Annotated in this window: 7 protein-coding genes; 3 read left to right on the top strand and 4 right to left on the bottom strand. The window is 36.5% G+C overall.

Annotated features, from left to right (window positions below; genetic code table 11):
• The 3 genes from ATS74_RS07715 to ATS74_RS07705 form a co-directional block, all read right to left on the bottom strand.
• A complete protein-coding gene (locus tag ATS74_RS07715; protein WP_058548334.1) occupies nt 1-777 on the bottom strand; it encodes a TSUP family transporter in 777 nt (258 codons plus the stop codon).
• The gene (gene dinG / locus ATS74_RS07710) at nt 777-2852 is read right to left on the bottom strand and encodes an ATP-dependent DNA helicase DinG (protein ID WP_058548333.1); all 2076 of its coding nucleotides are present in this window, start codon (nt 2850-2852) and stop codon (nt 777-779) included. Before dinG ends, ATS74_RS07715 begins: the two co-directional genes overlap by 1 nt.
• Before the next feature lie 84 nt (nt 2853-2936).
• On the bottom strand, nt 2937-4664 hold the full coding sequence (locus tag ATS74_RS07705; protein ID WP_058548332.1) for a sulfotransferase family protein: 1728 nt from the start codon (nt 4662-4664) through the stop codon (nt 2937-2939).
• 60 nt (nt 4665-4724) lie between these two features.
• Here ATS74_RS07705 and ATS74_RS07700 point away from each other — a divergent pair, with 60 nt between their 5' ends.
• From ATS74_RS07700 to ATS74_RS07690, 3 genes are all read left to right on the top strand, one after another.
• Complete coding sequence (locus ATS74_RS07700) at nt 4725-7067, top strand: DNA polymerase II (RefSeq protein WP_058548331.1); 2343 nt, start codon at nt 4725-4727, stop codon at nt 7065-7067.
• 244 nt (nt 7068-7311) lie between these two features.
• On the top strand, nt 7312-10170 hold the full coding sequence (locus ATS74_RS07695) for a TonB-dependent receptor domain-containing protein (protein ID WP_058548330.1): 2859 nt from the start codon (nt 7312-7314) through the stop codon (nt 10168-10170).
• A gap of 59 nt (nt 10171-10229) precedes the next feature.
• The gene (locus ATS74_RS07690) at nt 10230-11879 is read left to right on the top strand and encodes a tetratricopeptide repeat-containing sulfotransferase family protein (RefSeq protein WP_058548329.1); all 1650 of its coding nucleotides are present in this window, start codon (nt 10230-10232) and stop codon (nt 11877-11879) included.
• Nucleotides 11880-12496: 617 nt separating this feature from the next.
• Here ATS74_RS07690 and ATS74_RS07685 read toward each other — a convergent pair.
• Complete coding sequence (locus ATS74_RS07685; protein WP_058548328.1) at nt 12497-14284, bottom strand: putative 2OG-Fe(II) oxygenase; 1788 nt, start codon at nt 14282-14284, stop codon at nt 12497-12499.
• Nucleotides 14285-14295 lie beyond the last annotated feature (11 nt).

Raw genomic sequence — 14295 nt, 5'->3', positions numbered from 1 at the left:
TTATAGGTAAGCCTCGTAAATAAGTTTTAATGCTAAAAGTATAACCATTGTATTAAATACCGGGCGTATAAATTTTCCGCCAAAACGGATGGCTGAGTGTGCACCAATCCAAGCGCCGAACATAATAAATAAACCCATAATTAAGCCCAGTAAAAAGTTTACGTGGCCAAGCGCTATAAAGGTTATGAGCGATATAAAGTTAGATACAAAGTTCATTGAGCGAGCCAAACCACAATTGAGTAAAAGGCTCATTTTATATAGTAAGCTATTTGAGGCAGTCCAAAACGTACCGGCACCTGGGCCTGCTACGCCATCAAAAAAACCTAAAGCTAATCCTTGCAACCACTGTTTAACTTTTAAAGCGGGGCTTTTTGAAGGTAGTTGGTCGCCTTGCGTGGTACTTAAGCTGCCAAATAAGCTATAGCATGCCACCATAATTATAATGATAGGTAAAAGCTTGTTTAAAAAATCAATACTTAAATGATCAACAACAAGTGTACCAATTAAAGCGCCTATGCCTGTGGCAATAATAGAGCTTGCCCAAAACTTAGGACTAAATAGGTTTTTTTTATAATAAGTATAGCTGGCGGTTAAAGAGCCAAAGCTTGCGGCAAGTTTATTGGTACCAAGCGTTACATGCGGCGGTAAGCCTGCGGTTAATAGTGCGGGTACGGTAAGCAACCCGCCGCCACCGGCTATTGCATCAATAAAGCCAGCAGCAAGTGCCGCTGCACATAAAACTGCCAGTGTGGTTGGATCTAAAGCAAGTTCAAACATTAATAATCTATTTGTCTTTTAAAAGGTGGTAAGGTGTCGAGCATGGCTTTGCCGTAGCGCTTGGTAATTAAGCGCCTATCGAGAATGGTTATACAGCCTTCATCGCTCTCTTTTCGCAGCAGTCTACCACAGCTCTGTACCAATTTCTTTGCGGCATCGGGCACTGTGATAGACAAAAACGGGTTACCGCCTTTACTTTGTACAAATTCTGCTTGGGCTTCTTCTATTGGAGACGTTGGCACAGCAAACGGTATTTTTGTAATAATTAAATTTTCTAAATATTTACCAGGTAAATCAAGCCCTTCTGAAAGGCTTTGCGTACCAAATAAAATACTGCCTTTGCCAGCATCAATATTTTGAGTGTGCTTTTTAAGCAATGCTTCTCGCGACATTTCGCCTTGTACTAATAAGTTAAAACCTTTTGTTCTAAGAAACTTAGCCACATGGTCCATTTGCCAGTACGAGGCAAACAAAACTAGGTTAGCTTTTTTAGTACTTAAATACTCTGGCAGAGTTTGCGCTAAATGGTCGCTAAACGCTTTGTCGGTTGGTTCTATTTTACTAACCGGAATTCTAAGTGTTGCTTGTTTAGGGTAATCAAAAGGTGAGGGGACCTTAATAAATTTAACGCCTTCTTCTTTTGCTAAACCACTTTCGTAAGCAAAATGATCAAACGAACCTAGGGCACTTAAAGTGGCAGAGCATAAAACTGCACCGGCGCATTCATTCCACAATTTATCTTTTAGGTAGTAGCCTACTTCAATTGGGCAGTCGCTTAATAAATGATCGTGATGGCTTTTATACTCTAAGCGCTTTATCCACCTAGCGTGTGGTGTGCCTTCACCTTTATTTGCATAGCTATACCAAAGTTTATTTAACTGCTCTAAGCGGTTTATGTATTGTCCGCTTTCGGCTAAGACAGGGTCAGCAACGTAGGGTTTTATGTCACCATCGCTTACATCTTGGGTGAGGGTGTCGTGCATTTTGTTTAAGCAACGCAGTGCATCTAGTGTGGCATCGCTTATATCTTTAGCTTTGCTATGCAATGATTTAGGGATTTCGCCGTGCTCAAACCGGTACGTATCGTCTTTTGAGTATTCAAAGTCGGCGTTATCGAGAATATCACGCACTACTTTTAAATCTTTATTGGCGTCGTTAATGCTGTCGCACAGTTTGAAGTTTTGACCAATGGCTTTTTGACCAACTAATACCTTAGACATTTTGCCACTAAATTTGGTGAGTTTATCTAGCCAGTCTATGGTGCCTTTAATAGTGGCTGCCGCTGATGAAAAGTCGCGGGTAATATGCGCAAGGTGATGCGCTTCGTCTATTACATAAATAGTATTGTCGGGCTCGGGTAATATTTTACCGCCACCTAAATCTAAATCAGCTAGTAATAAGGAATGATTAATTACGAGTACATCCATTTGCATAAGCTGATTACGAGCAAGCTGAAACGGGCAGGTTTGGTGGGCTTTCATTTGGCGCTGACAGGCATGTTTATCACATGCAATTAAATTCCAAACTCTGTCGGGAATGGTGTCGGCCCAGCTGTCTCTATCGCCTTGCCATTTTTTATTAATGTATGCATCGTATAAATCTTTGAGGCACTTGGTTTCCATATCACTTAATGGTGAGGTAAGTGTAGGCATAAACTCCATTTGCGTTTGGCTATCACCATTAACTGCGTTATGTAGTTTATGTGCACAAATGTAGCGCTGCCTACCTTTTACTAGGTCAAACTTAAAGTCGAGCCCAGAATGCTTTTTAAAAAAAGGCAGCTCTTTAGCAATTAATTGCTCTTGCAATGCCACGGTAGCCGTAGAAATTACCAGCTTCTTTTTTTGTGCAAGGGCAAGCGGTAACGCACCTAAACAATAAGCAAGTGATTTACCTGTACCTGTGCCTGCTTCAATTACGCATATGCGCTGCTTTTTATGGTATTCGCCGGCAAGCGTTTTTGCTATTTCGGCGACGAGGTAGTTTTGGCTACTACGCGGACGATAATCAGTTAGGTTATTAGCCACATGCTGGTGTACTTGCCTAATTGTTTTTTTTAGTGAGTCAGAAAGCATGGGATGATTTGCCTAAACTATGTATATAATTACAGTGCTATGGATTTTAGAGTCATAAGAGTGTAACTACAAGCAACGATGAGATTAATTTAGTAATTTAATTAATGGTTCTAGATACGGCTTAAATTTTTTCCAGTCGTTTATGGCGTCTTTGTAGATAGGTTGCCTTACCTGTTCTGAGCTGGGTGTTAAAACAGGGCGTTTAGAATTATAAAAAGAGTAACAGCTTTCTTCTATTTCAATAGAGCAAAAACTCATTATTTCTTTTACAGTTGAGTCAAAGTTTTTGATTATGTGCTCATATTGAACGCTCAGAATATCATCTGAGTAAAGCGCCTTCCAATGCTCCATAAGCTCACAGTGCTTATTTATATATTGAGCTAGATTTTCAAAGCTATATGAGTATGTATGGCCTTCTGAGAAAGTATGTTTGTATAGGCTCCATGCTGTTGCTTTGTTATCTCGTCTAACATCAATTATTTTAGCATTGGGGAATAAAGACTTTATTAACGCAATATGTTGATAGTTAGCAGGAAGTTTATCAATAAAAATAGGCTTTTTGTTCCTTAAGGGCTCAATAAATTTAAGGTAGCGCTTTGAAAGATCTATAAGGGCTTGCTCTGTAATATTGTCTAAACCGTAAGGTGTTGTTGAAGTGTTTTTTTGCTCTAATAATTTAGCAATAGATATAATTTCAGTTAACTCATAGCTTGCATCTACCTTTGAGTGGCTAGCTAATATTTGTTCTATCAATGTAGAGCCGCTTCTTGGCATCCCAACAATAAAAACTAATTGAAAAGGTGGTGATGGAATGGTTGGTAGTTTTGTAATTAGATCTTTATTTATCGATTTTACACAGCGTGTATCAAATTTACTTTCGCGATATTTAATGTGTTTATTTTTTATTAAGTTACCGGCTTTATAATGATTAAAAGCAGTCTTACAGTCGTTTTTTTGCTCATACGCTTTACCTAGTGCAAAGTGTATGAATGCTTTTTTAGTTGGTTGAAGTAATGAGGTTGAGAGGGCTTCTAAGTCTTTTATTTCGTTATCTGTAAACTTATAAGTTTTTAAGTTAGCTAAGTTCCAATAAGTTTCTGTATTAGTGTTATCTTTTTTTAACGCTGCTTTATATAAGTCGATTGCTTGAGCTGAATCACCAATAATTTTTTTAATATTGCCCATTCTCAGTAAGCAAATAGAAGGGTGGAAGTTTTGCTCTTCTAATACAGAGAAAAGCTCAAAAGCAAGTTCAAAGTTCATTTGCTTAACATGACATGCTGCTAAGAGGCTCGTCATGCGAGGTGAAAGATCCACATTATCTAACTCTGATGTAACTTGGATAAATTCACTAAAGTGCTTTGTATTAAAAAGCGTTTCTAAATAATTGAAAGTAACAGTGATAGAAGTTGGATTACAATTAAAGTTATATTGAGATACTTTAAAATATGTTTGCAAATCACCTGCTTTAAATGCTGCTTCGCTTAACAATAGTAAGCATCGCTTTTCGTTTGGAACTAATTTTAATAAGTCCTGTATTATTTTTTGTGTGTTTTTAAAGTCACTCTTACGTAACTCTTCTTTGGCTTTCGATAATTGCTGATTAAACCATGATATCATTTCGTACTGTTTATAGGCTTCACGTTGATTACTTAACTCTTCTATCTCTTCATAGCACTTTGATAAGTGGAGCCAAGCTTGGTCTAATTCTGGTTGGCTATTAGTGATAGTGGTTAGTAGAGGAATAGCTTCTACATATAGTTTTTTTTCAATTAAATTTAATGCTTCTTTAAGCAGTTGCTCGTTAATCATTTTTACTCTTTTATTTATTGATTTAACTTACATTTACATAAAACTTATAAAGGTTCTATCGTGTATTTAACGTCAGGTTTTGTACTTTCAGCTCAGGCTAATGATACAGCACATGGTTTACAATATGAAATTTGGTTAACCACCGAAAATGGACCAATTAAGACCGTATCTGATAGTGAAACGGCTCTGTTTTTTATAAAAAGCGAAGATACAAATATAGTTAATAATGTTTTAAATGCAGAATCGGTTAACTTTTATATAAAACCTCTTGCTTTAAAAAACTTTCAGCAGCAAAAAATGAGTGCATGTTATTTTAAATCTTTAAGGCAATTTTATAGTGCAAGTAAAGCTTTAAAAAATAGCGGGATTACCTTATTTGAGGATGACATAAGACCAATTGATCGCTATTTAATGGAGCGCTTTATTAAGGGGGGGGCGTGGGTTACTGGTAATCATTTTGAGTATGAAAGTTATAGTGTAATTTTAAATGCTAAATTAAAAGCTAACTCTGATTATTCCCCCTCGCTTTCTAAGTTATCACTGGATATAGAATGTAATGAGAGCGGTGTATTGTTCTCTATTGGCCTGGTTGGGTGCGGGTTAGATTGTATTATAATGATAGGAGAGCCACAGCCGTTTGAACCAAGTGCAGGGTATACTATTATCTGGTGCGAGGATGAAGTTGCACTATTAAGATTGTTTGTAGAGCTAATTACAGAACATGACCCTGATATAATTATTGGTTGGAACGTTATTGAGTTTGATTTTTCCGTGCTTTATGAACGCGCGGAGGCTTTAGGGTTAAAATTAGCAATAGGTAGGGGAAAGCTTCCATTATATGTTCGTAAAGGTCACTTTACCCGTGTATCTATTCCCGGACGCTGTGTTATTGATGGGATCGATACGCTAAAAAATGCCACGTATAGCTTTGAAAGTTTTTCGCTCGCTAATGTTTCAAAGGAAATATTAGGGGAGTCAAAATTAATTGAGTCGAATAATAGTTTACAAGAAATTATTCGGCAATTTAATGAAGATAAGCTGTCACTTGCTGCATACAATAGGCAAGATTGCATACTTGTAAATAAAATTTTTGAAAAATTAAAGCTCCTCGACTTTGCTGTTATTAGAACCCAGTTAACAGGGCTTGAACTTGAAAAAAAAGGTGGCTCTGTTGCCGCTTTTATTAATATGTATTTACCACTTTTACATAGGAGTGGCTATGTGGCACCTAATATGGGGGACCACGGATTAACATTTGAAAGCCCAGGTGGCTATGTAATGGAGTCTTTACCTGGACTCTATAAAAATGTAATTGTTCTCGATTTTAAAAGTCTATACCCCAGTATTATGCAAACCTTTTATATTGACCCTCTTGGATTAATAGAAGGGTTAGCTAACCCTAGTAATAGTGTCGAAGGTTATAACTTCGCTAAATTCTCTCGAGAAAATCATCACTTACCTAAACTTATAAAAAGTTTAGCTTTACAGCGTCAGCTGGCAAAAGACCATAATGATCCTATGCTCTCTCAGGCAATTAAAATAATAATGAATAGTTTGTATGGCGTTTTAGGTTCTAAGGGATGCAGATTTTATGACCCAAGGCTGTCAAGTTCTATCACTCTGCGTGGGCACGAAATAATGCTACAAACTAAAAAGTGGATAGAGGAGTTTGGCTACAGTGTAATTTATGGAGACACAGATTCCACATTTATAAAATTAGACGATGAGTTAACTCATGATGAGTGCAATGAAATTGGAAAGTTTTTAGCTGATAAAATAAATACGGCTTGGGTTAGCGAGATTAAACAAACACATAATCTAACAAGTCATTTAGAAATAGAGTTTGAATCTCTTTATAGTCCTTTCTTTTTACCTACAATCAGAGGTAAGTCAGTTGGCTCTAAAAAGCGCTATGTTGGTCAATTAATAAAACACAATGAAACAAAACTTGTTTTTAAAGGATTAGAAACAGTAAGAAGTGACTGGACTAAATTAGCGCAGCAGTTTCAATTTGATTTATTCACCCTCCTTTTTAAGCAGCCTTCTAAAATTGATATTCTAGTTAAAGAGTACATTAGTAACCTTATAAGAGGGGAATTTGATCATTTATTGGTTTTTAAAAAACGGTTAGGTCAAAATTTAAGCGATTATAGAAAGAATATCCCTCCTCACGTACAGGCAGTAAAAAAGTTCCAGAAAAAAAATAGTGAATTTACTCTAAATAGAGGCGAATTTGTTACATTTGTTTACACAACTAATGGTGTGGAACTGTATCAAGGCTTACATAACTACGATTACCAAATATATTTAGAGAAACAAATAATCCCGTTATTTGATATGGTTTCGAGTTTTTGTAATTTAAATGTAAACTCAATATCCTCTGGACAGTTCAATCTAATTTAATAGTACCAATTAAGTGCTTAATCCATGTTTGCTTTCCTAGGATACAAAACTTTGTTATTAAAACCCCCTGCGTGTACCTGCTTTATTTACATTTGCACTTTTATTTTAAAAAATGATTAACATTAGTTGGCTTTTAAAGCGTTTTTGTTTAGTATTTGTATTAGTTGCAGTTAACATGCTGTAACAAAAATAAATAATTAAATAATAAGTCGCTTCTAACAAGTGGTGACCCAGGGAGAATCAAATGTTAAATAATCAAGTTTCAAAAGCGGTGCGTTTAGCCCTTGCTTTTGGCGCAGCCTCTACAGCTGCTTTTTCTGCAAGTACTTTCGCTGCAGAAGAAGAGTCAGCTGAAAAAGTAGAACGCATTGAAGTTACCGGTTCACGTATCAAACGCACAGATATGGAAACGGCTAGCCCAGTACAAATTACAACAGCAGAAGAAATCGCGGTTTCAGGTTTTACACGTGTAGAAGACATGTTAAACAGCTTACCTCAACTTGAAGCTTCATCTACTGCTTTCCAATCTAACGGCGCTACGGGTACTGCAACCTTAGATTTACGTGGTATGGGTTCGCAGCGTACTCTAGTTCTAATTAATGGCCGTCGTGCACAAGCGGGTGGTATTTACACTCAATCTGCTGATGTTAACCAAATTCCAGCTTCATTAATTCAACGTGTTGAGGTATTAACCGGTGGTGGTTCATCTACATACGGTGCAGATGCTGTTGCAGGTGTTGTTAACTTTGTAATGAACGATAAATTTGAAGGCTTTGCTGTTGATGTAGGTGCAACTGCATATCAACATGACAATGACAATGACTATATCCAAGGCCTTATGGATGACAAAGACTTTGATTACCCTACAGGTAGCTCAGGCCTAGATGGATCATCTTTTGACTTTAGTGCTACATTAGGTGGTTCTTTTGACGGTGGTAAAGGTCACGCCGTTGGTTATATTACTTACAACAAGCAAAATGAACTTCGCCAAGGCGCTCGTGATTACTCTTCATGTGCTTTAAATGCTGCGGGTACTTCATGTGGTGGTTCAGGTAATGCTGTTGTTCCAAACTTCTACGTATCTTCACCAACTGATGATGGTGCTTTTGATTGGTCTGATTACGACTACTGGACACTTGATGGTACAGGCGGTTTTGAAAATTCAGTTGGCAATCTATACAACTACGCTCCTATAAACCACTTTATGCGCCCTGATGAACGTCATACATTTGGTTTATTTGCTGATTATGAAATAAATGATAATTTCCACCCATACGTGGAAGCTATGTTCATGCGTGACCGTACTACAGCACAAATCGCTGAATCAGGTACGTTCTTCAACGAAAACTATAATATTGACTACGACAGCCCACTTTTAAGTGACCAACAACGTCAAGACTTAACTGACCGCTTTGGTTTAACATCGGGTGATCAATTTGCTACTTACATCGGTAAACGTAATGTAGAAGGTGGCCCGCGTGCCGACCAACTTGAACATAACTCTTTCCGCTTAGTACTTGGTACTGAAGGCGAAATCAATGACATGTGGTCATACGATGCATTTGTTCAGTATGGTTCTACATCATCTTCTTCGGCTTATATAAATGACTTCTTTGGTCCACGTATAGCAACAGCTCTATCTGCAAATGGTGAAGATTGTGCAACTAGCGATGGCTGTATTCCTTATGAAGTATTTGAGTTTGAAGGTATTACATCAGAAGCGGCTGGCTCATTAACAGGTACGGCTATTCTTAACGGTGTAACAGAGCAATTTATTGTTGGTGGTTATGTAACAGGTGAATTTGATTTTGGTTTACCAAGTTCAGATTACCCAATTGCAGCAGTATTTGGTACAGAGTACCGTGAAGAAACATTTAGCCGTACAGCTGATGAAGTATACGCACAAGGTTTATTACTAGGCCAAGGTGGTACTACTAAAAGCTTAAATGGTGAATACGACCTAACTGAGTTCTACACAGAAGTTAGTTTACCTATTCTTGAAGATGCACCTTTTGCTAAAAGCATTGCTGTTGATTTAGGCTACCGTTGGTCTGATTACAGTACTTCTGGTGCTGAACCTACTTACAAGTTAGCACTTGATTGGAATGTAACGGATGATTGGAAAGTTCGTACAAGCTATAACCGTGCGGTACGTGCTGCAAATAATGGTGAATTATTTGCTAACCAGAGTACTGGCTTATGGGGCGGTACAGATCCTTGTGCTACTGATTCTCCTTCATTATCTGCTGCGCAGTGTGCTAATACAGGTGTTTCTGCATCTCAGTACGGTAATGTTTCTGCGAGCCCAGCATCTCAGTACAATGGTTTCTTCGGTGGTAACCCTGACTTAGACCCTGAAATTGCAGATACAATAACGTTTGGTATTGTTGCGAACCCATTTGAAGGGTTTAACTTCTCAGTTGATTACTGGGATATTGAACTTGAAGATGCGATTGGTAATATCAATCCTGAAGAGATTGTAACTAACTGTGCACTTACTGGTGATGCTGTTTTCTGTGATAACGTACAAAGAACATCTGGCAGCGGTAGCTTATGGATTGGTGATGGCCAAGTAGTAGCTACTAACGTTAACCTTGGTAAATTGCACTGGGAAGGTGTGGATTTAAGTGCAAACTACGATGTTGAAATTGCTGGTGGTATGTTAAAAGCTAACCTAATCGGTACTTACATGCTTAGTAAAGAGTACGATAACATTCCTGGTGTAAGTGAAGCTTATGACTGTGTAGGTACACTTGATAATAGCTGTTTTGCTCAACCTGAATGGCGTCATGTTTTAACTCTTAGCTACGACATGGATACTTTCTGGCGTGCAACTGCTAAATGGCGCTACTTCGGTGAAGTAAGTGATTACAGCGGTGACGATACTCTAGCTCAAGGTGGTATTAGCTCACAAAGTTACCTAGATCTTAAAGGTAGCTTCACTATTAATGAATACACTTCATTGTTAGTAGGTGTTAATAATGTTTTAGATAAAGAGCCACCTCTTTTAGGCGGAAGCTTATCAACAAATGCTAACGCTATTGCTGGTTACTACGACACGTTAGGTCGTTACTTCCATACAACTATATCATTCAAATTCTAATCATTTGTGGTATAAATAAAGCGAGCTTAGGCTCGCTTTTTTTATGGAGAAATTTAAGAATGACGCAAGTTAGCTTATCGCAAGCTTTAAAGGAGCTAAACAGTGGTCAAATCAATAAAGGAAAAGCAACACTTAATATATTAGCTGCTGATAAAAATACTGCAGAGCAGGCTCTAATTCTATTATTCAAGGTTGCAATGAGTGAAAAAGACATTGAAGAGGCAAAGCTATTTAGCGACAAGCTAGTGTCTATAGCTCCGAGCAAATTTGACTATACAAATACATTGGTTCAACTATATTTGTCGACCGATGATTCTGATATGGCAATCAGTAAATTAAAAGAATTTATAAATATCAATTCTGACCACGCAGGTGCTCATTTCTTACTTGGCAGCTTAGCGCGCAAATTTGGTGATGGATATTTAGCTAAACAGCATCTGAAAAAGGCTCAAGAAAATCAATTCCAAGATCTTTATTTGTTAAAATTAGAGATAGCATTAGTTTATTCTGAATTGCTAAACGACCATAAAAACGCAATATTATGCCTAGAAGAAGCTATAAAAATTCAAAGTGATAATGTAAATGCTTACTTTAATTTAGCTAATATTTATGAGCAGTTGGGCAATAAAAGCAAAAGCTTAGAGTTATTCCAGCAAGTGCTATTTATAGAGCCAGGGCATGGCTTAGCGCACGCGAGACTTGCTGACATAAATACATTTGATCCTGCTTCAGCGCTGGAGTATGAAAAAATGAGTCTAAAAATTATAAAGCAAGAAAAGGACAATTTAATAGTTGCTGATTTATATTATGCCCTTGGAAAAGTATTTAATGATATTGCTGATTTTAAAAAAGCTTGGGAATATTATTTTAGAGCAAATGAGGTTAATCGCTCGTACATACCAAAATACAATAAATGTGATATTAAAAAACTAACAGAATCAACTTTAGAACGCGGGGAAGAGTTAGTTACTAGCAATGGAAATAGTGAGTTAACACCAATCATAATTTGTGGCATGTTCCGCTCTGGCTCTACTTTAATTGAGCAAATACTTGCTGCATCTGATTATATTAGTGCTGGTGGCGAAATTGACTATATTCACAAAATTTTATTTAATTTAATTGCTAATCCAATTGAGCTTGCAAATACAGCGAATACAAGAGAGTTTAAAGAGGGCTACAACCGTGAGTTAACTCTTAGGGCTAATAATAGGGCATTCGTCACAGATAAAAGGCCTGAGAACTATCTCTACATTGACCAAATCAAAAATATTTATCCGAACGCTAAGATTATATGGACAGAGCGTGATATTCGAGATAATAGTTTATCGGCATATTTTCAACATTTAGGGCCTAGCTTAAATTATGCTACTAACCTTAGCGATACACTCCATTACTATACAGCGCAGCAAAAAGTTAAAAGCCATTGGTTAAAAAAATATACCAATGATATTTTTACGGTCAACTATGATGAATTAGTTTCAAAGCCTGAGAAAGTTCTTATTCCGTTGTTTGATTTTTTAGGTATTGAATATAAAGATGAAAATAGCACATTCCATGAGAAAAAAAATATTGTAAGTACTGCGAGTGTTTGGCAAGTTAGAAAGCCTCTCTATACTTCTTCATCTGGTAGATATAAAAACTTTAGTGAGTACGTTAAGCAAAATATATCTGAAAAAGAGTTTGAAGCGTTTTATAACTTGTCGCTTTAATAGTTATATTTACAGCTCTCAGTAGAGAGCTGATATACTTTAATTCTGCGTTAGCAAATCTTTTATCTCCACAGAGGCTCTGCTTTTTCTCTATTAACTTTGAGCTTATAAAGCTTGCTTAGAACAGTCGAACAAAATCGCGTTTGAGACTCTATGTTCTATGAAAAAGAACTTGCTAAATAGCTCCCATTAACAGCACCAGCACATTGCACGGCACTATGGGAAGTCCACTCAATAGTTTTTCAATCATGGCAATATTATATAAGTTTAACCAATAGGGGAGCTGTTCATCTAGGCTGAGATCGTTCAGAGGGGCTTGAACTGGCACATTTTCTAGACTTAAACGAATTTTTTAAATCCACTTTTAAGACCTGTTTCAATAACCTCTTCAAAATAAAAGCGAATGGTTTCTAATGCTGTACGCTTATTTCTAGTTGATTTTATTCTTGTACCTATAGACTTCATTGACTTAAAGCCGTTCTGTCCTACATCCATCTACAATTGTTAAGTCGAGGAGCTGGTCAAATCAGTATAATAAACCTTCATACCCCTATTTAAGCTAAAGTCAGAAAACTCTTCTTGAAGTATAAAGCCATCGGCTAATACTGGGTTTTAATCTAAAGTATAGGCATAACATCGCATGGAACGGTTAAACGTGGTTGTGTACTTTTTAAAGGATATGTACCGTGCCATATATAGCTAGGAAATATAATCATTTGACCTGTCTTGGGACAAATACTTCGCGCTATCTCTTCTCTTTCTTTGAGGTTTAAACACGTTTCCCCTAGTTTTAACCAGCCACTTTTATTAGTGTCATTTTCATTTAATTCATTGGGCAAAGAAATATAACTTGGTGCAGATAACCAGCCAGCAGGGTGTATATGGTTTGCATGAAACCCTTTGTTACCTAGCTTGACTGACCAACTTCCATTAACTTTAAATGCATTATTATTTCTCGAACATAGAGGGTGGCTTTGGTCTTTTGGCAGATTAGCTAAATAGCTTGTTATGCAATTATTCATAGAATGCTTAAAGTCGTTTATTAGCTTGTTACTTCTAAATAAGAGGTGCCCCTCTGTTTGGCTACCACTTCTTACACTTTGATCAAGCAATTGTGTACTGTGTGCGTGTAAATTGAGTAATAAATCAGTGAAGTTTTCAAAAAATTGTCCGCTAGTGCTATAACCTTTTGGTTTTTTAAGCTCAAAAACTTTTACGTATTGATCGTAATTCGTCAGCCAATGATATTTATCGTTAGCTGATAAGCGCCACGCGGTGCTTAAGTAAGCCCAAACTTCTTGATTAAAGTAATCGTATTTTAAAGCACTTTCTAATTGTACAATTGCATTTATGTAGTCTCCATTCATTATGAGATAATTTGCTAAATCTATACGGTATCTACTTTCATGTGGTGCTTTTTTAACAAGCTGATTCAATAAGTTAAAAGCTTTCTCATGGTCATTTAGCTTTCCTAAGACAACGCTATGCGCATGAAGTATTGCTTGATCATTGGGGAATAGTTTTAATGCATTGGTTGAAACATCTAAGGCAGACTCATAGCTATCAGATTTAATAAGCTGTGATATAAAAGAATGTTCAATTACAGGGTGAGGTTCGTACTTCTGCTTTACTAATTTATAGCTACTTAAAAACAATTTGTTGTTTTTCGTTGAGTAGTAAAGTTTATTAAGGCTTTCATGTGCAGGGACATAATAAGGAGCAATTGTTAAGCATTGATTTAAGTAGCGTTCACACTGCTGGTTATTATTTAAATCTTTATAAATACAGCCTATTAAATATAATACTTCTGGTGTGGTACTTTTCTTTATTTCTATATTTAATAGTAGATCTAAAGCCTCATTAAAGCGTCCCATATTTCTTAAATTACAGGCTCTTTTATAGCTTATATAAACGTTATTTTGTTGTGCTTCAGGTAGCTTATTAATAATATTTTCAATTATATCTAACTCGCCTAATGCCTCATGCAGCTCTATTTTTAACCATAAAAACCTAAACTCTAAATTAGTTGGTGTATTTATTAATTGCACTAATTTTTTAGCTTCAAGTAAGTGACCTAATTTTATTAATGCTTCTAGTTTATTTAAAGTGAGCTTAGCTGAAACGGTTGTTGCTGTTGTGTTTAATAGATTTAAACAACTTATAAAATCGCCTAACTTACAAAGTAGTCCGGTATAGTTTTCTAGTAATGGAGTGCTTTTAGGGCTTTTTTTTAGTGCGAATTGGTATATTTCAATGGCTTTATCATTTTTATTCAAAGCAGTTAAACTAGCTGCTTTTAGTAAATGGGCATCCAGATTTGAAAGTTTAAACTCATCAATTATATCAAGAGATTTTTGGAAGTTTTTTGTATTGTACGCAGTAAGAGCAGCTTTAAAGTTCTGCATATAAATTACAT

Source organism: Pseudoalteromonas sp. H103 (assembly GCF_001469205.1).
Classification (GTDB): domain Bacteria; phylum Pseudomonadota; class Gammaproteobacteria; order Enterobacterales; family Alteromonadaceae; genus Pseudoalteromonas; species Pseudoalteromonas carrageenovora.
This window is presented reverse-complemented; position numbering and strand designations above follow the sequence as displayed.

What these genes read in the sequence shown, in the direction of transcription:
- ATS74_RS07690 (WP_058548329.1), top strand. Translation starts at nt 10,230, where the DNA reads ATGACGCAAGTTAGCTTATCGCAAGCTTTAAAGGAGCTAAACAGTGGT.
- ATS74_RS07695 (WP_058548330.1), top strand. Translation starts at nt 7,312, where the DNA reads ATGTTAAATAATCAAGTTTCAAAAGCGGTGCGTTTAGCCCTTGCTTTT.
- ATS74_RS07685 (WP_058548328.1), bottom strand. Translation starts at nt 14,284, where the DNA reads ATGCAGAACTTTAAAGCTGCTCTTACTGCGTACAATACAAAAAACTTC.
- ATS74_RS07705 (WP_058548332.1), bottom strand. Translation starts at nt 4,664, where the DNA reads ATGATTAACGAGCAACTGCTTAAAGAAGCATTAAATTTAATTGAAAAA.
- dinG (WP_058548333.1), bottom strand. Translation starts at nt 2,852, where the DNA reads ATGCTTTCTGACTCACTAAAAAAAACAATTAGGCAAGTACACCAGCAT.
- ATS74_RS07715 (WP_058548334.1), bottom strand. Translation starts at nt 777, where the DNA reads ATGTTTGAACTTGCTTTAGATCCAACCACACTGGCAGTTTTATGTGCA.